Source organism: Streptomyces sp. NPDC050423 (genome assembly GCF_040655445.1).
Taxonomy (GTDB): domain Bacteria; phylum Actinomycetota; class Actinomycetes; order Streptomycetales; family Streptomycetaceae; genus Streptomyces.
In genome coordinates this window covers 32,814-51,667 of record NZ_JBFAJY010000010.1, presented here as the reverse complement: position 1 = coordinate 51,667, position 18,854 = coordinate 32,814, and the positions used below count along the sequence as shown (strand labels likewise).

Here is an 18,854-nt window from a genome sequence, read left to right as displayed (position 1 = left end):
CGTAATTTGTTGCGGAGGGATGAAATCCGCAGCCTGCCGCGTTGGTGCCTTGCGGCAGGGCAGGTCGAACGGGAGGCATCGGGTGTCGGACGCAGGGGAGACAGGCGACGGGCGACAGCCCCGCGGCTGGGCGCGCAGGCTGATCGGTTACGCCTGGCGCTACCGGCGCAACGTGCTGCTGGCGCTCGGCTCGTCGCTCGCCGGAATGGCCGTGATGGCCCTCGTCCCGCTGATCACCAAGGTGATCATCGACGATGTGGTCGGCAACCACACCCGCTCCCTCGCCGTCTGGACCGGACTGCTCATAGGGGCCGCCGCGCTCGTGTACGTCTCCACGTACATCCGCCGTTACTACGGCGGCCGGCTGGCCCTGGACGTCCAGCACGATCTGCGGACCGAGATCTACGGGACGATCACCCGCCTCGACGGGAAACGCCAGGACGAGCTGTCCACCGGACAGGTCGTCGGGCGCGCCACCAGCGACCTCCAGCTGATCCAGGGGCTGCTGTTCATGCTCCCGATGACCATCGGGAACGTCCTGCTCTTCCTGCTCTCCCTGGTGATCATGGCGTGGCTCTCGCCGCTGCTCACCCTCGTCGCCGTCGCCGTCGCCCCCGCCCTCTGGTACATCGCCCGCCGCTCCCGCACCCGGCTCTTCCCCGCCACCTGGTACGCCCAGTCGCAGGCCGCGGCCGTCGCCGGAGTCGTCGACGGGGCCGTCTCCGGCGTCCGCGTCGTCAAGGGGTTCGGGCAGGAGGACCAGGAGACCGGCAAGCTGCGCGAGGTCGGGCGCAGGCTCTTCGCCGGCCGGCTGCGCACCATCCGGCTGAACTCCCGCTACACCCCCGCCCTGCAGGCCGTCCCCGCGCTCGGCCAGGTCGCCATGCTGGCCCTCGGCGGCTGGCTCGCCACGCGCGGCGAGATCACCCTCGGCACGTTCGTCGCGTTCTCCACCTACCTCGCCCAGCTCGTCGGCCCGGTCCGGATGCTCGCCATGGTCCTCACCGTGGGACAGCAGGCCCGCGCCGGAGTGGAACGCGTACTGGAACTGATCGACACCGAGCCGACGATGCAGGACGGCACCAAGCAGCTCCCCGCCGACGCCCCGGCCAGCGTCGAGTTCGACGACGTGCGCTTCGGCTACGACGAGGACCGCCCGGTCCTCGACGGCTTCTCGCTGACCATCGAGCCCGGCGAGACCGTCGCCGTCGTCGGCGCGTCCGGCAGCGGCAAGTCCACCGTCTCGATGCTGCTCCCGCGCTTCTACGACGTGTCGCACGGCGCCGTCCTGGTCGGCGGCCACGACGTCCGCGAGCTGACCCTCGACTCGCTGCGGGCCGCCATCGGCCTCGTACCGGAGGACAGCTTCCTGTTCTCCGACTCCATCCGCGCCAACATCGCCTACGGGCTCCCGGACGCCACCGACGAACAGATCGAGCAGGCCTCCCGCGCCGCCCAGGCCCACCGGTTCATCAGCGAACTGCCCAAGGGGTACGACACCGAGGTCGGCGAGCAGGGGCTCACCCTCTCCGGCGGCCAGCGCCAGCGCGTCGCCCTCGCCCGCGCCATCCTCACCGACCCCCGGCTGCTCCTCCTCGACGACGCCACCTCCGCCGTCGACGCCCGTGTCGAGCACGAGATCCACGAGGCGCTGCGTCAGGTGATGGCGGGCCGGACGACGCTGCTGATCGCCCACCGCCGCTCCACCCTCAACCTCGCCGACCGGATCGCCGTCCTCGAGAACGGCCGGCTCGCCGACGTCGGCACGCACGAGGAGCTGGAGCCGCGCTGCGCGCTCTACCGGCGCCTGCTCACCGACCCGGATGAGCTCGGCGGCACCTCGCCCGGCCACCAGCCGGGCGGTCCCGCCGCCGACCCCGTGGACGACCGCGCGCTCCAGGAGGAGCTGGACGCCGAGTTCGACGCCGAGCGCGGCATCACCCCCGAGCTGTGGGTCCGCAAGGAGGAGGCGCGGGAGACCGACGCGGCCGGCACGCCCGCCACCGCCGAGCTCCTCGCCCAGGTCGACGCCCTGCCCCCGGCGACCGACACCCCGGACATCGACGAGGCCCGCGCCGTGCACGCCGAGGAGTCCTACGGACTGCGCCGGCTGCTGCGCGGCTTCGGACTTCCGCTGCTGGCGAGCCTCGCCCTGGTGGCCGTGGACGCCGGATCGGGACTGCTCCTCCCGGTGCTGATCCGCAACGGCATCGACAAGGGCGTCACCCAGCTGGCGCTGGGCGCGGTCTGGACGGCCTCCGCCCTCGGCCTGCTCGTCGTCCTCGTGCAGTGGGTGGCGCAGACCGGTGAGACCCGGATGACGGGCCGCACCGGCGAGCGGGTGCTCTACTCGCTGCGGCTGAAGATCTTCGCGCAGCTCCAGCGCCTCGGTCTCGACTACTACGAGCGCGAGCTGACCGGCCGGATCATGACCCGGATGACGACGGACGTGGACGCGCTGTCCACGTTCCTGCAGACCGGTCTGGTCACGGCCTTCGTCTCCGTCGTCACCTTCTTCGGGATCATGGTCGCGCTGCTGGTCCTGGACGTCGAACTGGCGCTGGTGGTCTTCGCGACCCTGCCGGTGCTGGTCATCGGCACGTTCTTCTTCCGCCGCAAGAGCGTCAAGGCGTACGAGCTGGCCCGTGAGCGCATCAGCGCCGTCAACGCCGACCTCCAGGAGTCCGTCTCCGGGCTGCGGATCGTGCAGGCCTTCCGCCGCGAGCGGGACGGCGCCGACCGGTTCGCCGGGCGCAGCGACTACTACCGCGAGGCCCGGGTCCGCGGCCAGTGGCTGATCTCGGTCTACTTCCCGTTCGTCCAGCTGCTGTCGTCGGTGGCCGCGGCCGCCGTGCTGATCGTCGGGGCCGGCCGGGTCGACAACCACACACTCACCACGGGTGCGCTCGTCGCCTACCTGCTCTACATCGACCTGTTCTTCGCGCCCGTGCAGCAGCTCTCCCAGGTCTTCGACGGCTACCAGCAGGCCACCGTCTCGCTCGGCCGGATCCAGGAGCTCCTCCAGGAGCCGACGTCCACCGCCGACGGGGACGAACCGCTGGACGTGCTGTCGCTGCGCGGTGAGATCGCGTTCGAGGACGTGTCCTTCGCGTACGGCGGCGAGGAGGCCGCGCTCACCGATGTCGACCTGCGTATCCCGGCCGGGCAGACGGTCGCGTTCGTGGGCGAGACCGGCGCGGGCAAGTCGACCCTCGTCAAGCTCGTCGCCCGGTTCTACGACCCGACGGCCGGCCGGGTCACGGCGGACGGCACCGATCTGCGCAGCCTCGGTCTCACCTCGTACCGGCACCGGCTCGGAGTCGTGCCGCAGGAGGCGTACCTCTTCGCCGGTACGGTGCGCGACGCCATCGCGTACGGGCGGCCGGAGGCCACCGACGCGGAGGTGGAGGCGGCGTCCAGGGCCGTCGGCGCGCACGACATGATCGCCACCCTGGAGGGCGGCTACCTGCACGAGGTCGCCGAGCGGGGCCGTAATCTCTCGGCCGGACAGCGGCAGTTGATCGCACTGGCCCGCGCCGAACTCGTCGACCCGGACATCCTGCTGCTCGACGAGGCCACCGCGTCCCTGGACCTCGCCAGTGAGGCGCTGGTCAACCAGGCGACCGACCGCCTCGCGGGCCGGCGCACCACTCTGGTCGTCGCCCACCGGCTGACCACCGCCGCCCGCGCCGACCGGGTCGTGGTGATGGACCACGGCCGGGTCGTCGAGGACGGCACGCACGACGAACTCCTCGCCCTGGACGGGAAGTACGCCGTGCTGTGGCGCACGTTCATCGGGGAGGACGAGCCGGCCGGGGTCTGAGACGGGGGCGGGCACGCCCCGTCCCGGGGTCAGCCGCGGATACCGGAGATCTTCCCGGTGCCCAGCTCCGACTGCACGGTCAGGTTCGTGTACGTGGGGTGGGCGGCCGAGCCCCAGGTGAGCCGGACGTGCGTCCAGGCGTGACCGGCGCCGCTGCCGCCCGCGGTGACGCTGAAGGCGGCCGGGACGTCCTGGGCGCGCAGTACGCCGTCGGCGTGGTTGGTCTTCTCCCAGGCGCGCAGCTCCTGGCGGAACTCGGGCGTGAGGTAGAAGGCGCGGAGCGCGGTGACGAGGTCGCCGCCGTGCTCGGCGGCGACCGCGTCGAGGTACGCGCCGTAGAAGTGGGCGACCTCCTGGGCCTCCGCGTCGGAGACGTCGTCGCGGGCCGCCGAGGCGGACGCCCGCTGGGGTGCGACGGCAGCGGCGGCCGGGACGGCGGCGACCGCGGTCAGGAGCGTGGCCGCGAGCAGTGTGCGGCCGATGATGCGGCGGCCGCGGGGGTGCCGGGTGGTGCGGAGTCGGGTCATGGCGGTGCCTTCCTTTCGGGTGGCTCTGTCCTGTTGGAGCCATCGTGTGGTGATTTGGTTGCCCGGAATGTGGAGCACGCCGCGTGCAACCTCCGGATGGCCTCCCGCGTCGTACGCAGATACGCACATGCGTCGAATGGAGACGCATGTGTTCGATGAGGCGATGGGGTGGCTGGTGAACAGAGCGACGATCGGACGGGCCGGGGTGCCGGACGGACGCGCGGGGCGCGGGGGTTCCGCGCGGCTGCTGGTACTGGCCCTGACCACCGCCCTCGGACTGGTCATCGGCGGGGTCGGGGCGACCGGCGCCTCCGCCGCTTCGGTCTGCGCCGGACGCCCGGCGAAGACGCTGTGGTTCGGCACCGGCGAACTGCGCGTCTACAAGACCCGCTCCTACGCCTGCGCCCTCGCGGTCGCCGCCAAGCCCGGTGCGCGCCGCCGGATGTCCGTCCAGATCCAGCCGCGCGGCGGGCGCCCCGTCGTCGACAGCGGCAGCTTCACCCGGCAGGCCGGACCGGTGACGGTCCACGCGCTGAACCGCTGCGTCCGGGTCTCCGGCACCATCTCGGGACGGACGGGATCCACCGGCTGGATCCTGTGCTGACGGGGTGAACCCTGTGCTGACCGGGTGATTCGAGCTGACCGGGCGGCAATGAGGTCTGGCGGCACCGGTGTTGCCCCGCTAGGTTCACGTCGTCTGTCGTGAATCAAGGGGAGGGTGTATGCGCAAGGCGCTCAGAGGTTTCCTGTCGCTCGCGATGCTCATCGGCACAGTGAGTGCGACGGGTGCCTCCGCCGGGGCGGCCACCGCCGCTGAACCGGCCGCGCTCCGTTCCGCCGTCAGTGACAGCGGTACGAGCACGGACATCAAGGACCGCATCCTGGCCATCCCGGGAATGAGCCTCATCGAGGAGAAGCCCTATCCGGGCTACCGCTACTTCGTCCTGAACTACACCCAGCCGGTCGACCACCGGCACCCGTCCAAGGGGACGTTCCAGCAGCGGATCACCCTGCTGCACAAGGACACGTCCCGTCCGACGGTGTTCTTCACCAGCGGATACAACGTCTCCACCAATCCCAGCCGCTCCGAGCCGACCCGGATCGTGGACGGCAACCAGGTCTCGCTGGAGTACCGTTTCTTCACCCCGTCCCGCCCGTCGCCCGCCGACTGGTCCAAGCTCGACATCCGGCAGGCCGCCGGTGACCAGCACCGGGTCTTCACCGCGCTGAAGAAGATCTACTCGAAGAACTGGCTGACCACCGGCGGTTCCAAGGGCGGCATGACGGCCACGTACTACGAGCGCTACTACCCGAAGGACATGGACGGCGTCGTCGCGTATGTCGCGCCCAACGACGTGGTCGACAAGGAGGACTCGACGTACGACCGGTTCCTGGCGAACGTCGGCACCAAGGAGTGCCGCGACAAGCTGAACGGCGTGCAGCGCGAGGCGCTGGTCCGCCGGGAACCGCTGGAGGAGAAGTACCGGCAGTACGCGGCCGACAAGGGATACACCTTCACCACCGTCGGCTCGCTCGACAAGGCGTACGAGGCCGTGGTCATGGACTACGTCTGGGCGTTCTGGCAGTACAGCCTGCTCGCCGACTGCGACTCGATCCCGGCCGCCGAGTCCGCCACCGACCAGGCGATCTGGGACAGCGTCGACTCGATCTCGGGCTTCTCCGCCTACGCCGACCAGGGCCTGGAGAGGTACACGCCGTACTACTACCAGGCGGGCACCCAGCTCGGTTCGCCCGATATCAAGCAGCCCTGGCTCGGCGAGCTGAGCCGGTACGGCTACCAGCCGCCGCGCACGTTCGTGCCGCGCTCCATCCCGATGAAGTTCCAGCCCGGGGTGATGCGGGACATCGACAACTGGGTGAAGCACCACGCCGACCACATGCTGTACGTGTACGGGGAGAACGACCCGTACGGCGCGGAGCGCTTCCGGCTCGGCGCCGGCGCCCGTGACAGCCACGTCTTCACCGTGCCCGGCGGCAACCACGGGGCGACCGTCGCCGGTCTGGTCCCGGCCGAGAACGCCACGGCCACCGCGGCCATTCTGCGCTGGGCGGGCGTCGCCCCGGCCGCCGTCCAGGCGGACCCGGCGAAGGCGAAGCCGCTCGCGAAGTTCGACGCGGTGCTCGACCAGCGGGACCTGACGACCGAGCACCGGCTCGGCCACCGGCGCCCGTAGCGGGAAGCGCGCCGGCGGCCACCCCCTCGGGCGGCCGCCGGCGCGGGGACCTCCGTCAGTACGACAGGCCGTAGCCCACCGGGTACAGCACCCGCGCCGGGTCGTCCGCGCGCTGGACCGGCACCGGCAGTGTGCCCTCCGGTTCGGCGCGGCCCGCGATCACCCGGGCCGCCGCCCGCAGTTCGACATCCGTCCAGGAGTACGCGGCCAGGCTCGCCGCGTGCCCCGTCCCGGCCAGCTGGGCGATGTCGTACGGGTTGCGGATCGCGACCGTGATCACCGGGACGCCGGTCGCGGCCAGTGCGCTCACCAGGGTCCGCTGCGAACTGGTCGCCGTGACGTTGTACGTCCCCACGACCACCGCGTCCTTGCCCCGTGCGGCCGCCACCGCCGCGTCGATGGCCGCCTGGGTGGGCGCGGTGCCGGTGGACAGGGCGGTGGCCGCGTACCCCAGCTCCTTGAACTCCGCGGCCAGAGTGGTCGTCGGCGGTCCCGTCGTGCCGGACGGGGACGCCGGGTCGGCCCCCACCACCAGCAGGTTGCGGTGGGAGCGGCGCGACAGCGGCAGCAGCGCGCCCTCGTTGGCCAGCAGCGTGGTCGTGTGTTCCGCGATCCGGTCGGCGGCGGCCAGGTGCGACCGGGTGCCGACGGTACGGTCCACGCCCCGGTGACTGACGAACGGGTCGTCGAACAACCCCAGCTTCGTCTTCAGCCGCAGGATGCGCAGGATCGATTCCTCGATCCGGGCCTCACTGATCTCACCGCTCTTGACGGCGTCCAGCAGGGCGTTCCAGGAGACGTCCAGGCTGGGCGGGTTGAGCAGCTGGTCGACGCCCGCCTGCACGGCGAGCACCGGCACCCGCTTGTCGCCGTACTTCGTCCGTACACCCTCCATGCCGAGCGAGTCGGTGACCACGACGCCCTCGTAACCCAGCTCCTCGCGCAGGATTCCGGTGAGGATGGGCCGGGACAGGGTCGCCGGGTCCTCGGAGGGGTCGAGCGCGGGCACCACGATGTGCGCCGTCATGATCGAGTCGATGCCGGCGGCGATCGCGGCCCGGAACGGCGGCTCGTCCAGCTCGGCCCACTGCTCGCGGGTGTGGTTGATCACCGGCAGACCGGTGTGGCTGTCGGTGCTGGTGTCGCCGTGGCCGGGGAAGTGCTTGGCCGTGGAGGCGATCCCCGCGCTCTGGTACCCCTTCACCTGGGCGGCGACCATCCCGGCCACCGACTGCGGGTCGGAGCCGAAGGAGCGCACCCCGATCACCGGGTTGGCCGGGTTGACGTTGACGTCCGCGTCCGGGGCGTAGTTCTGGCAGATGCCGATCGCGGCCAGCTCGGCGCCCGCGATCTGCCCCGCCTTGCGGGCGTCGGAGCGCGAACGGCCCGCGCCCAGCGCCATCGCGCCCGGCATCAGCGTGGCGGGCTCACCGACCCGGCAGACGATGCCGTGTTCCTGGTCCGTCGAGACGAGGAGCGGCAGCGGGGTGGGACCCGCCAGGCCGGCTCGCTGGATGCCGTTGGAGAGATCCGCGATCTGGTGCGGGTCACGGGTGTTGTGCGCCCAGGTGAAGTAGATGATGCCGCCGACGTGGTACTTGGCGATCATCTCCGCGGCGGTGCGCACGCCGATCTCGGCGAGGTTGGCGTCGATGTCGGCCTGGTCGGGGTCGGTGGCGGAGTGCCCGTAGACCCGCATGACGAACAGCTGGCCGATCTTCTCCTCCAGGCTCATCCGGGAGATGAGCCGCTTCAGCCGCCGGGTGGTGGCTGCGGAGTGGTGACTGCCGCCCGCGGACTTCTGGGCGGCGACGGCGCCGGGGGCGACTGCCGCACCCGTCGCCGCCACGACTGCGGTGGCGGCGGTGGCGGTGAGGAGGGTGCGTCTGGAGGTGCGGTGGTGCACGTGAGCTCCTTCGGCCGTACTCGGGTGACGAGGGGGTGGTGAAAGAAACTTCCAAGGATCACGGATATCCAGAAAATAACTTCCGGTCAAGGGCCCCGACCGTTTGAGCGCGTCCCGCGCGGGTGGCGGAAGGGGACGAATCCCTCACCTCGTCCCACCTCGCCTCCTCACGTCACCGCGCCCGCCCCGGTCCCGGCTGACGAAGCCCCACGCCCGCCCCGTGCGCCTGGAGCGCCGCGACCGCCGCCCTGATCGCGGGACGGCGCGCCGCCTCCGTACGCCACAGCGCGTACAGCCGGCGTACGGGCACGGGCTCGATCCGCACCTCCACCACGCCGTCCGGCAGCGGCCCGCGGCCCAGCCGAGGGATCATCGCGACGCCGAGACCGGCGGCGAGCAGGGCCAGTTGGGTGTGGTTCTCCTCGGCCCGGTGGCGGATGTCCGGCTCGTAGCCCGCCGTGCGCAGCGTCCGTACGAGCCAGTCGTGGCAGACCGTCCCCGGCGGCTGGCAGATCCACCGCTCCTTCGCCAGCTCCTCGCGGCGCACCCCGTCCCGGCCCGCCAGCCGGTGGTCCGCCGGCACCAGCAGATCGCAGCGGTCCTCCCCGATCACCGCCTGCGCCACGCCGTCCGGGGCGGGCAGCGGGGCGATGTCCCAGTCGTGCGCGACGGCCAGGTCGATCACGCCCTTGGCCACCAGGTCGACGGAGAGGTGCGGATCGACCTCGGTCATCCGCACGTCCAGGGCCGGATGCTCGCGGTCGAGCTCCGCCAGCACCCCGGGAAGCAGGCCGCGCGCCGCCGAGGCGAACGCGCCGATCGACAGCCGCCCCGTCGGCAGCCCCCTGCGCTCCTCAAGGCTGGTCTCGGCGCGCTCCACGATGGCCAGCAACTCCTGTGCGGTGGCGGCGAGGCGGACCGCCTCCTCGGTGAGGGCCACGCCCCGGCCGCGACGCTCAAGCAGCGTCGTACGGGTCTCCCGCTCCAGCTTGGTGATCTGCTGGGAGACCGCCGACGGGGTGTAGCCGAGCGCGGCGGCGGCGCCCGCGACGGAGCCGTGGACGGAGATGGCGTGCAGCGCGCGCAGCCGGGAGAGATCGAGCACCGGAGCCTCCTGGATCCCATCAATTCATTAGCGACGCTCAATTTCACCATGAAGAAATCCGCGCTGGTGCTAAAGGGTCGGTGCGGGTGATCCTCGGTTCATGCGTCCCCTCCACATCGCCCTGGCCGCCCTGGTGGCCGCTGTCTGGGGTGTCAACTTCGTCGTCATCGAGCTCGGGCTCGATCACTTCCCGCCGCTGCTCTTCTCCGCCCTGCGCTTCCTGGTCGCGGCACTGCCCGCGGTCTTCCTCGTCGGCCGGCCGAAGGTCGCCTGGAAGTGGATCGTGGGGGTGGGGCTGGCCCTGGGGGTGGCCAAGTTCGGGCTGCTGTTCATCGGCATGGACCGGGGTATGGGGGCCGGGCTCTCCTCCCTGGTGCTCCAGGTCCAGGCGGTCTTCACCGCGCTCTTCGCGGCGCTCGCACTCGGTGAACGGCCGGGCAGGGCACGGGTGCTGGGGATGGCGGTGGCCCTCGCCGGGATCGGTGTCGCCGCCGTGGACGAGGGGGCGGACGGGCCCGTGCTCGCCTTCGTCCTGGTGATCGCGGCGGCGGCCTGCTGGGGCGTGTCCAACGTGCTGACCCGGAAGGCGGCCCCGCCCGACGCCCTCAACTTCATGGTCTGGGTCTCCACCGTCCCGGTGCTGCCGCTGCTCGGGCTCTCGCTCCTCTTCGAGGGCCGGCACCGCGATGCGGAGGCGCTCGCCGCGCTCGACTGGAGCGGCGCCGGAATCATCGTCTACGTCGCCTGGATCACCACGGTGTTCGGCTTCGGGGCGTGGGGCTTCCTGCTGAGCCGGTACCCGGCGTCGTCGGTGGCCCCGTTCACCCTGCTCGTCCCCGTCTTCGGGATGTCCTCGGCCGCCCTGCTGCTCGACGAGCCGGTGAGCCCGCTGCGGTGGTGCGCGGCGGCGCTGCTGGTCGGCGGTGTGGCGCTGACCTCGCTCGCCGGGGCGCGACGACCCCGCCCCGCCGCCCCGGAGCGTGCCGAGCCGCAGTACGCGGGGGCCGCCTGAGCGCTCTACTGCTTCGGCGCACCCAGCCGCAGCAGGTGCTCGCGCCCCGCGCCCAGCAGTCCGGGCAGCTCCGCCGCCCCCGGGTGCCAGCGCTTCTCGTACTCCCAGCAGACCCAGCTGTCCGCGTCCAGGGTGTCCAGGCAGGCCCGCAGCGGCAGCACCCCGGCGCCCAGGGCGAGGGGCTCGGTGGTCTCCGCCGACGCGATGTCCTTCACCTGGACGTAGCCCAGGTGCGGGGCCAGCACCGCATGGCTCGCGGCCGGTTCCTCACCGGCCAGCCAGGTGTGCATGATGTCCCACAGCGCGCCGACGCTCCCGTGCCCCACCGTGCCCACCACGCGGGCCACGGCGGCGCCCGCGCGGTGCGAGTCGTGGGTCTCCAGCAGGATGCGCACGCCCATGTCCGCGGCGTACGGAGCGGCGGCGGCCAGCCTGCGCGCGGCGGTCGCGTCCGCGGTGGCGGGGTCCTGGTCGCCGCCGCCGGGGAAGACCCGGACGTTCCGCGCGCCCAGGTCCCGGGCCAGCTCCACCAGAGCGGCGAGCTCGTCCAGCACCGGCTGGTCGTCGCCCTCGGCGGCGGTCCGGACATAGCCGGCCACGGTCAGGATCTCGATCCCGCCCCGCTTGAACTCCTCGACCACATCGGCCCGCTCCAGCATCGAGAGCCCCGGGTGCACCGGCTCCTCCGGGTGGGCGCGCAGCTCCACCCCCTGGTAGCCGTGCCCGGCGGCCAGCCGGACGACCTCGGGCATCGGCAGCCCCGGCACCCCGAGGGTGGAGAAAGCGAGCTTCACGTGTGTGTTCCTTCCGCGTCGTCTGCACCGGCCGTGGCTCGTGGAGCCGGGTTCAGCAGGGCTCCCGGAGCAACTGCTCCAGGTTACCCAGCAGTTTCAGCGCGTCCGCCCGCTGCCGCGGCCCCAGCCGCTCGCCCCCCTCCCGCCGTTCGCGGTCGGCCGGTGCGAACGACACCACGCGCAGCGCCGCGGCCGCCTGCCGGGCGAACATCGCGAGCAGATCCAGCTCCCGCATCTCCGTGCGGGCGCGCGGGGACGGATCGAGCACCTCCAGGACGCCGAGCACCCGGCTCTCGCTGATCAGCGGCGCCGCCATCAGCGCGCTGGGCACGAACTCGGTGGACTCGGCGAGTGACCGGTCGAAGGAGGGGGTGACGCTGAGGTCGTCCACCACCATCGGCTCCCCGGAGGTCGCCACCCAGCCCGCGATCCCGCGCCCGGCCGGGAACCGGCGGCCCACCAGGAACTCCTCGCCCTGGCCGGAGACCGCCTGGAAGACCAGTTCGTCGGTCTCCTCGTCCAGCAGGAAGACGGAGCTGGCCGCCGCACCGAAGATCGCGCGGGCCACGTCGACGACGGACTGGAGGAGCTCGTGCCGGGGCGATCTCGCCGGCGGCACCGTTCCCGCGGCGGACGCTGGTTCAGTTCTCGGAGTCATCACAGGCCTCTCCTGCCGGGATGGAAAGCCGCGGGCCGAAGCGCACGTTGGCCGCGGAGAGATAGAGGGCGTTCTTGAGCTGAAAGGCCGTCATTCTCGGATGCGCCGAGAGGAGACGCGCGCACAGCCCGCTGATGTACGGGGTCGCGAAACTGTTCCCGGTGGTGCGTATCGAGGTGCCGCCCAGCCAGGGAACCGTCACGTTCTGGCCGGGAGCGAAGAACTCCACCGGCGGATCGGGGTTGTAGAGGTGCATGTCCGGACTCTCTTCCTGGTGGCTGCCCACGGAGATCACCGACGCGAACCGCCACGGATAGCTCTCCACCGGCGAGTTGTGCGCCGAGGCGACGACGACCGTGCGGTTGAAGTAGGCGTGGTCGGCCAATGCGTGCAGTTCCTCGGCGAACCGGGCGCGGGTGGTGGACAGCGACAGGTTCACCACGTCGAAGCCCTGCTCGACCGCCCACCGCAGTCCGGCGAGCAGTACGTCCCCGGTGCCCGAGAACCGCTCGCCCAGCACCCGGACGCTGTGCAGTTCGCACTCCGGCGCGGTCCGGCGGATGATGCCCGCGCACGCGGTGCCGTGTCCGCACGAGTCCCCGGTGCCGGTCGCCCTGACCTCCGTCTCGCCCGTCTCCGGGTCCTTGACGACCACCCAGGACCCGTCGACCGGACCCACCCCCGGATGATCGCGCTCGACCCCCGAGTCCACCACGCAGACCCGTACCCCCCGCCCCGTGCCCGGTACGGCCGCGCCGTCGCCCGGTCCGGGACCGGCGTCCGCGAGGACCGCCACATCGTCCGGGCCGCGCCCGCGCAGACTCCACGTCAGCCCCGGCCCCGGTGTCGTGTCCGTGGTAGCCATCCGTCAGCTCATCTCCGTCGTGGCCGCCGCCGGTCCGGCGACGAGCCGGGCGGCCCACCGCTCACCCGGCAGATGTCCCTTCTCCGCGAACCGGTCCCGCGCCTCCCGCGCCGCAGCCGTCGCACCCGCCTGATCGCCCAGCAGCGCCAGCGTCCGCGCCCGGTCCAGCGACGCGGTGGCCCGCACCAGCGGGGAGTCGGTCAGCAGGGAGTCCCGTACGGCCCGGTCCGCGTGCCGCAGCGCCGCGGCCGCGTCACCGGCCCCCGCCGCCAGCCGGGCACGCAGCCCCGCCAGGTCCACCCGGTCCGCGTGCGGCAGCGACTCGGGCGCCCCGGCCGCTTCGAGCCACGGACCGGCACCCTCCGGCCGGCCCTCGTCGAGCAGCAGCCGGGCCGCCTCCAGCCCGATGGCCGGACGCATGGACCGGGCGCCCGAGCGCGCGGCAGCCCGGTCGGCCCGCACGAGCAGGTCCAGCGCCGGTCCGGTGCGCCCGAGCAGCGTCTCGACCGTCGCCCGGAACACCGGCAGGAAGACCCCCGCCTCCGCGTACCCCAGCTCCTCGGCGAGCCGTTCCGCCTCGGCCAGGCACTCCGCGGCCCGGTCCGCCCGGCCGTTGAGCGCGTAGAGCACGGCCAGCGGACAGTTCAGCGTGGTCCGTACGGCCGGTCGCCCGGCGCCGTGCGCGGCGAGGAGGTCCCGGCAGCGGGCCACCGCGACCGGCACCGGTTCCGGGCCGCGCCACAGCGAGATCCCGATGGCTCCGAGCGCCGCCGCGCGCTCCGGCTCCGCCTCGGCCCGCACCGCGTGGTCCAGGGCCAGCGTCAGGTCCCGGTCCGCCTCCTCGTGCCGCCCGGCCAGCTGCAACTGCTGGGCGAGCCGCAGCCGGGCCCGTGCCTGGCCGACGGAGTCCCCGGCGGACTCGAACAGCGGCAGCACCGAGCGGGCCGTGGCCGACACGTTCACCGCGGCCGGGTCGAGCACGGCCAGCGCGAGCCGGGCGTGCGCGGCCTCCACCGGGGCGGTCCCGATGGCCAGGACCTGCCGCAGCAGGCGCTCCCCCTCCTCCGGACGGCCGAGCGCCAGCCGCACCTCACCGAGCCGGCGCAGCGCGGGCGCCGCGGCCGGGTCGCCGTGCGGGTGCAGGTCCACGGCCCGTTCCAACAGGCCCTGCGCCCAGTGCAGATCGGAACGGGCCAGGGCCTGCGCCCCGGCGGCGGCGAGCGCGGCGGCGGCCCGGCCCCGCAGGGCGGCGGCCCGGTCGTCGGCGAGGCCGAGTTCGGCGCGGTACCGGTAGGCCCGCTCCAGATGCCCGCCCACCGCCGCCTCGCCCGCCGCCGTCACACTGGGCAGCTCCGACGCCCAGGCGTGCCGGTCGGCCTTGGACCGCTTGGACAGCGAGGCGTACGCGACCTCCTGGACCAGACCGCTGCTGAACCGGTGCCGCCCCGCGCCCGGATCGCCACCGGGCGTGGTCTCGACCAGCCGGCGGCGGCGCAGCCGGGCCAGCGCCCGCACCACCCGGCCGCGGTCGTCGTCGTCCGGCGCGTTCTCCGGCGCCGCCGGGGCGGCGGGGGCGGGCCGGGCCGGGTCCTCCGTCTCGCGCACCGCCCGCGTCAGCCGGACGAGTTCCGGAGCGGTGAAGTCCCGGCCGACGACGGCGGCCAGATCAAGGGTGCTGCGTTCGGTGCGCTCCAGTGCGCCGATCCGGGCGCCGAGCAGCGCCTGGAGGGTCGGCGGCACCGCCGCGCCCTCCTCGGTCCCCGCGCCGGCCGGGCCGGGACCGGCCGGTACCAGGAGCTGTTCCAGGTAGAGCGGGTTGCCCTCGGCACGGTCGTACAGGTCGCCGTCGGTCCGGGCGGTCCGCGTGCCGGGTCCGGCCAGCTCGCGGGCCAGCAGGTCCGCCTCGGCGCGCGGCAGCCCGGTCAGCGGCAGGATCTGCGGGGGGCGGGCGGCCGGGTCCGCGGCGGACGAGGGCCCGTCGGGGCGGCCCGGACACACGATGAGCACCCCCGCCCGGCCGATTGGTCCGGCCAGCCGGTTCACCGTCCGCACCAGCAGCGGTTCGGCCCAGTGCCAGTCGTCGAGGACCAGCAGCGCCGGGGGGCGCCCCGCGGTCCGGGCCAGCACGGTGATCAGCGCGGCGCACATGTCCTCGAACGGGGCGTTGGGCGTGCCGTCGTGCAGCAGCCCGTCACGCAGCAGCGCCCGCGCGTCCGCCACCGAGGCCCCGGCCCGCCCGGACGCCGCGTCGAGGGCCTCCCGCGCCGCCGGGGCGTCCAGTACGTCCCGTACCGCGTCGGCCAGCGGCGTCAGGGTGCCGTGGTCGCCGTAGCTGCGGCAGCGTCCGGTGCCGACGACCGGGCCGCCCCGCCCGGCGAGCCCGGCCAGCCACTCACGCGCCAGCCGGGTCTTGCCGACCCCGGCGTCGCCGACCAGGCGCACCAGCCCCGGACCCGCCCCGCGCACCGTCCGGTCCAGCGCCTCGTCCAGCACCGCCTTCTCCGCGGCGCGGCCGATGAACGGCACGTCGAAGCGGCGCAGCAGCTCCGGGTCGTCGGCGCCGAGCGCGATCAGCCGGTAGGCGTGCACGCTGTCGCTCTTGCCCTTCAGCCGCAGCGGGCCGGTCCCCTCCACGACGACGGTCGGCCCGGCGGCCTCCACCGTCTGCGGGCCGATCAGGATCTCGTCGGGCGCCGCGTTCTGCTCCAGCCGGGCCGCCACGTTCACGGTCTCGCCCGAGACCAGCGCCTGCCTGGTGCTGGCATCGGAACTCGCCACGACCTGACCGGTGTTGACGCCGATGCGGATGCTGAGCCGGATACCGAGGGTGGTTTCGAGCTCGGCGTTCAGCTCGGCCAGCGCCTCGCGCATGCCGAGCGCCGCCGAGAGCGCCCGCCGGGCGTCGTCCTCCCGCATCACCGGCACCCCGAACACCGCCATCACGGCATCACCGATGAACTTCTCCGGGGTGCCGCCGCGGGCCTCGATCTGCTCGCTCATGGCCGCGAAATAGCGCAGCGTCACGGTGCGCAGGGTCTCCGGGTCCAGCACTCCGGACAGTGCGGTGGAGCCCACCAGATCGCAGAAGACCGCGGTGACCAGCTTGCGTTCGTCCTCCGGCGCCGCCGCGACGGGCGCCGGGCAAGGGGTGCCGCAGGCCGGACAGAAGCGTGCGGCGGTGGGCAGTTCGTGCCGGCACGAGGTGCAGTTCATCAGCGCTTCCTCTCTGCTTGGTCCGGCCGGAGCGGCGGGCCGGGTCACGGGGGAGCCGGCCCGCCGCGCGGCGAGGTTCGCGCGGGCGGGCCTTCGCGGGCACGGCCCTCAGAACAGGGCGCCGCCCGCGATCTCGCCGTGTGCCTGCACCTCGGGTCCGACGTCGTCCAGCCGGCTCTTGATGTCGAGCAGCAGCGTCAGTTCCTCGGGTGCGAGATCGGTGAGGACCCGCCGCTGTTCATCGGTGAGCAGATCGACGGCGAACCCGGCGCCGTACAGCACGGCGAGCCGGTCCGGTGGTTCGTTCATACCTGGCCTCCTGTCGGGACGGACCGCCCCGCTCCCCGCACCGGCGGCGCCGGTCCGGTGCGCCCGAGCCGGACGAACAACTGGGTGAGCGCGTCCGTGGTGTGCAGGGCGCTGACGGCGATGGCCGCCTCGTGTCCCCGCGAGAGCGGCAACCGGTCGAGCAGTGCGTACAGTTCGCCGGCATGGCCGTCGTCGAGCCGCGCGTGTTCGTGCACGGTGCGGAAGGCCGGGGCGGGCAGCCCGGTCAGCCGGGCCAGCCGGGGGGCCAGTCCGGAGGCCGGGGCGTGCCCCTCCAGGACGGCGATGTAGCCGAGCAGCGCCACCGGGTGGTGGTGCTCGATCCAGTAGTACTGGGCGCCCGCCAGGGAGGCGACGAGCGGAGGCGGCACCGGGTCCAGCGCGGCCCGCGGGCCGCTGCCCGCCGCGGTCAGGTCATCGAGCAGCCAGGAGTCGTGTTCCGCCTCCTCCCGGATGTGTTCGTGCAGGTACGCGGCCAGCGGCGCGCCCAGCGGGTCGCCGTGACGCGCCATCAACGTGGCTCGTTCTGCGGCCCGTTCCATCAGCGGTACGGAGGCGCGGATCACCGTGTGCATCGCGCACAGGTACGCCCGGTAGCGGGGCAGCAGCCCCTCGGCCCGCCACAGCACGGCCGCCGAGGCGCGCAACGCCGGTTCGGCGAAGGCGAGTTTGACCCGCAGCCGCTCGGAGGCCGGCAGCCCGCACTCGCGCGGCTCGGCGCCGGCCGCGACCGCGCCCCCGGCCGGCCCCGGAGTCTGTCCGGCGGCGGTCACGGTCCCGTGCCTTCCGGTACCGGATGCGGGCCGCGCGCATGGCCCGGCGTCGCCACCAGGTCCGCGTACGGGGCGCATCCGTGGCGTCGTACCAGGGCCACCGGCCCGTCCTCGTGCTGGCGCCGGGCCGAGGTCAGGTCGAGCAGCGCGCCCGCGGCGCCGGCCGCCACCGCGTCGGCCGCCGCCACCACCTCCGGCCGGTCGCTCAGCGCGCGGCAGTCCCCGCAGTAGGAGCCGGCCGGTGTCGCCGGTGACCAGCGCGACCGCAGGTGGGCCGGGCCCACCGTGCGCACGAGCCGCAGCAGCGGTGAGCGGAGCGTACGCGCCTGCACGGCGGCCCAGCCGTCCTCGGCGACGTGGCCGAGCCGCAGATGGGGCGGGGCGGGGCGGCGGTCCACCGTGTCCTGGTTGCAGCAGGCCAGGACCGTGCCGTCGAAGGCGACCACCGGCCAGGCGGCCATGGCGCACGGCAGCGCGCCCTCGCCGTCCGGCGCGGTACGGGCGGGGCGGGCCCAGGAAGCGGCCCGGCCGAACGGCCGTACCTCGTTGACCAGAGCAGGCACCGTGCCGCCGAACGTCCGGTGGATGTCCGCGGTGACATCCGCGAGATAGCTGTCGTCGGGCCCGGTCCCGGTGAGGTGGAAGCTGACCGCCACCCCCAGCTCGCGGATCTCCCGCACGGCCCGGAACACCCCGGCGCGCGGCACCTCCCGCTCGTGCGGCAGGTCGAGGCTGGCGGAGAAGTGGTCGAGCGTGCCCACCGCCCGCCGTATCGCGGGCGGAAGCGGGCCCGAGCGGGCGAAGAACATGCCGCTGAGCAGCGCGGTGCGGGTGCCGGACTCCCGCGCGGAGCGGGCGAGCGAGGCCACCAGGAGCGGTCGCAGCAGGGGTTCGCCACCGGTCAGCATCATCACCTCGGGCCGGTCGTCCGCGGTGAACGAGGAGACGAACCGCTGGAGGTCGTCCGCCTCCGGCTCCTCCCGCACCTCCGGCGCGGAGCCGGTGGAACAGTGGGCGCAGCGCAGCGGGCAGCGCCGGGTCAGAGTGATCAGCACTCCGGCGGCCGGAACCGGCCGCAGTCCGATGAGTTCGGCGAGCTCCATTCGGCCGTCTCCTCCGGGCGTAGTGGGGTGCGGCGCGCGGCCGCGATGCGCGAACACAGCGTCCGTCCGCCCGGTTCGGCACCGGTCCGCGACCGGTTCACCACCGGTATGGCCGCAGGCCGGGCGGTGCGCGGCGGACCCGCGGCGGGCCGCCCGGCCGCCCGGCCGGCCGTGTCGACCCCCGCTGAACTGCCGTGATACCGGGGCCATACCGGCGTCGAGCCGTTTGCCAGGCCCGGCCTCCTAACTTTCTGGTCAGCGGAAGGCAACCGCCGGCCGCGACCGGAAGGACCGGGCTCACCCCCGGACCGGCCGGAGATGACCCAGACAGACGAGTGGACGGAGACCACCATGTCCGAGAACACGAAGCCCGCCGCCGACGACAACAACGAGACCCCCGAGGTCGAGGCGCACTCCGTGCTGGACCTCCAGGAGACCGCCGGTGTGCACGAGCGCTCGCTGGACGGCAACTGCGTCAGCACCGTCAGCCTCGTCCTGTCGGAGCAGTAAGGACTGACGACCGGGCCGCGGCGCCACCCGGGAAGGACCCCTT

General features: G+C 73.5%; 15 protein-coding genes. 5 read left to right on the top strand and 10 right to left on the bottom strand.

The genetic code is table 11. From position 1 onward, the window contains the following. Positions 1-82: 82 nt before the first annotated feature. Positions 83-3,823 (top strand): ABC transporter ATP-binding protein, encoded by a 3,741-nt coding sequence (locus AB0I52_RS10225; RefSeq protein ID WP_363070826.1) that lies wholly within the window; start codon positions 83-85, stop codon positions 3,821-3,823. Between the two features lie 29 nt (positions 3,824-3,852). On the opposite strand, the gene AB0I52_RS10220 is transcribed toward AB0I52_RS10225, so the two are convergent. Continuing rightward, positions 3,853-4,350, bottom strand: coding sequence for a hypothetical protein (locus AB0I52_RS10220; RefSeq protein ID WP_363070824.1), 498 nt, complete (start codon positions 4,348-4,350; stop codon positions 3,853-3,855). 163 nt (positions 4,351-4,513) lie between these two features. On the opposite strand from AB0I52_RS10220, the gene AB0I52_RS10215 reads away from it, so the two are divergent. After that, entirely contained in the window at positions 4,514-4,954 is a 441-nt protein-coding gene (locus AB0I52_RS10215; protein WP_363070994.1) for a hypothetical protein, read from the top strand. Positions 4,955-5,072: 118 nt separating this feature from the next. After that, entirely contained in the window at positions 5,073-6,545 is a 1,473-nt protein-coding gene (locus tag AB0I52_RS10210) for a S28 family serine protease (protein WP_363070822.1), read from the top strand. A 55-nt stretch (positions 6,546-6,600) separates the two neighbouring features. Here AB0I52_RS10210 and AB0I52_RS10205 read toward each other — a convergent pair whose 3' ends face one another. Then, positions 6,601-8,451, bottom strand: coding sequence for a glycoside hydrolase family 3 protein (locus AB0I52_RS10205; protein WP_363070820.1), 1,851 nt, complete (start codon positions 8,449-8,451; stop codon positions 6,601-6,603). Positions 8,452-8,623: 172 nt separating this feature from the next. Next, positions 8,624-9,556, bottom strand: a complete 933-nt coding sequence (locus tag AB0I52_RS10200; RefSeq protein WP_363070818.1) for a LysR substrate-binding domain-containing protein — start codon at positions 9,554-9,556, stop codon at positions 8,624-8,626. A 100-nt stretch (positions 9,557-9,656) separates the two neighbouring features. Between AB0I52_RS10200 and AB0I52_RS10195 the strand changes: the two genes are divergently transcribed. Next, the gene (locus AB0I52_RS10195) at positions 9,657-10,568 is read left to right on the top strand and encodes an EamA family transporter (protein ID WP_363070816.1); all 912 of its coding nucleotides are present in this window, start codon (positions 9,657-9,659) and stop codon (positions 10,566-10,568) included. Between the two features lie 5 nt (positions 10,569-10,573). Here AB0I52_RS10195 and AB0I52_RS10190 read toward each other — a convergent pair whose 3' ends face one another. The 7 genes from AB0I52_RS10190 to AB0I52_RS10160 form a co-directional block, all read right to left on the bottom strand. Further along, positions 10,574-11,362 carry a sugar phosphate isomerase/epimerase family protein gene (locus AB0I52_RS10190; protein ID WP_363070814.1) on the bottom strand — a complete coding sequence of 263 codons (789 nt, stop codon included), beginning with the start codon at positions 11,360-11,362 and terminating at the stop codon, positions 10,574-10,576. A gap of 52 nt (positions 11,363-11,414) precedes the next feature. Beyond that, positions 11,415-12,020, bottom strand: a complete 606-nt coding sequence (locus tag AB0I52_RS10185) for a GAF domain-containing protein (RefSeq protein WP_363070812.1) — start codon at positions 12,018-12,020, stop codon at positions 11,415-11,417. Then, entirely contained in the window at positions 12,004-12,885 is an 882-nt protein-coding gene (locus tag AB0I52_RS10180) for a S8 family serine peptidase (protein ID WP_363070810.1), read from the bottom strand. Before AB0I52_RS10180 ends, AB0I52_RS10185 begins: the two co-directional genes overlap by 17 nt. Positions 12,886-12,888: 3 nt before the next feature. Further along, entirely contained in the window at positions 12,889-16,098 is a 3,210-nt protein-coding gene (locus AB0I52_RS10175; RefSeq protein WP_363070808.1) for an adenylate/guanylate cyclase domain-containing protein, read from the bottom strand. A gap of 108 nt (positions 16,099-16,206) precedes the next feature. Continuing rightward, positions 16,207-16,407 carry an aroma-sacti cluster domain-containing protein gene (locus AB0I52_RS10170; protein WP_363070806.1) on the bottom strand — a complete coding sequence of 67 codons (201 nt, stop codon included), beginning with the start codon at positions 16,405-16,407 and terminating at the stop codon, positions 16,207-16,209. Continuing rightward, positions 16,404-17,105, bottom strand: coding sequence for an iron-containing redox enzyme family protein (locus AB0I52_RS10165; RefSeq protein WP_363070992.1), 702 nt, complete (start codon positions 17,103-17,105; stop codon positions 16,404-16,406). Before AB0I52_RS10165 ends, AB0I52_RS10170 begins: the two co-directional genes overlap by 4 nt. Before the next feature lie 89 nt (positions 17,106-17,194). Continuing rightward, positions 17,195-18,301, bottom strand: coding sequence for a radical SAM protein (locus AB0I52_RS10160; RefSeq protein ID WP_363070804.1), 1,107 nt, complete (start codon positions 18,299-18,301; stop codon positions 17,195-17,197). A gap of 351 nt (positions 18,302-18,652) precedes the next feature. Between AB0I52_RS10160 and AB0I52_RS10155 the strand changes: the two genes are divergently transcribed. Continuing rightward, on the top strand, positions 18,653-18,811 hold the full coding sequence (locus AB0I52_RS10155; protein WP_311305604.1) for a hypothetical protein: 159 nt from the start codon (positions 18,653-18,655) through the stop codon (positions 18,809-18,811). Positions 18,812-18,854: the final 43 nt, after the last annotated feature.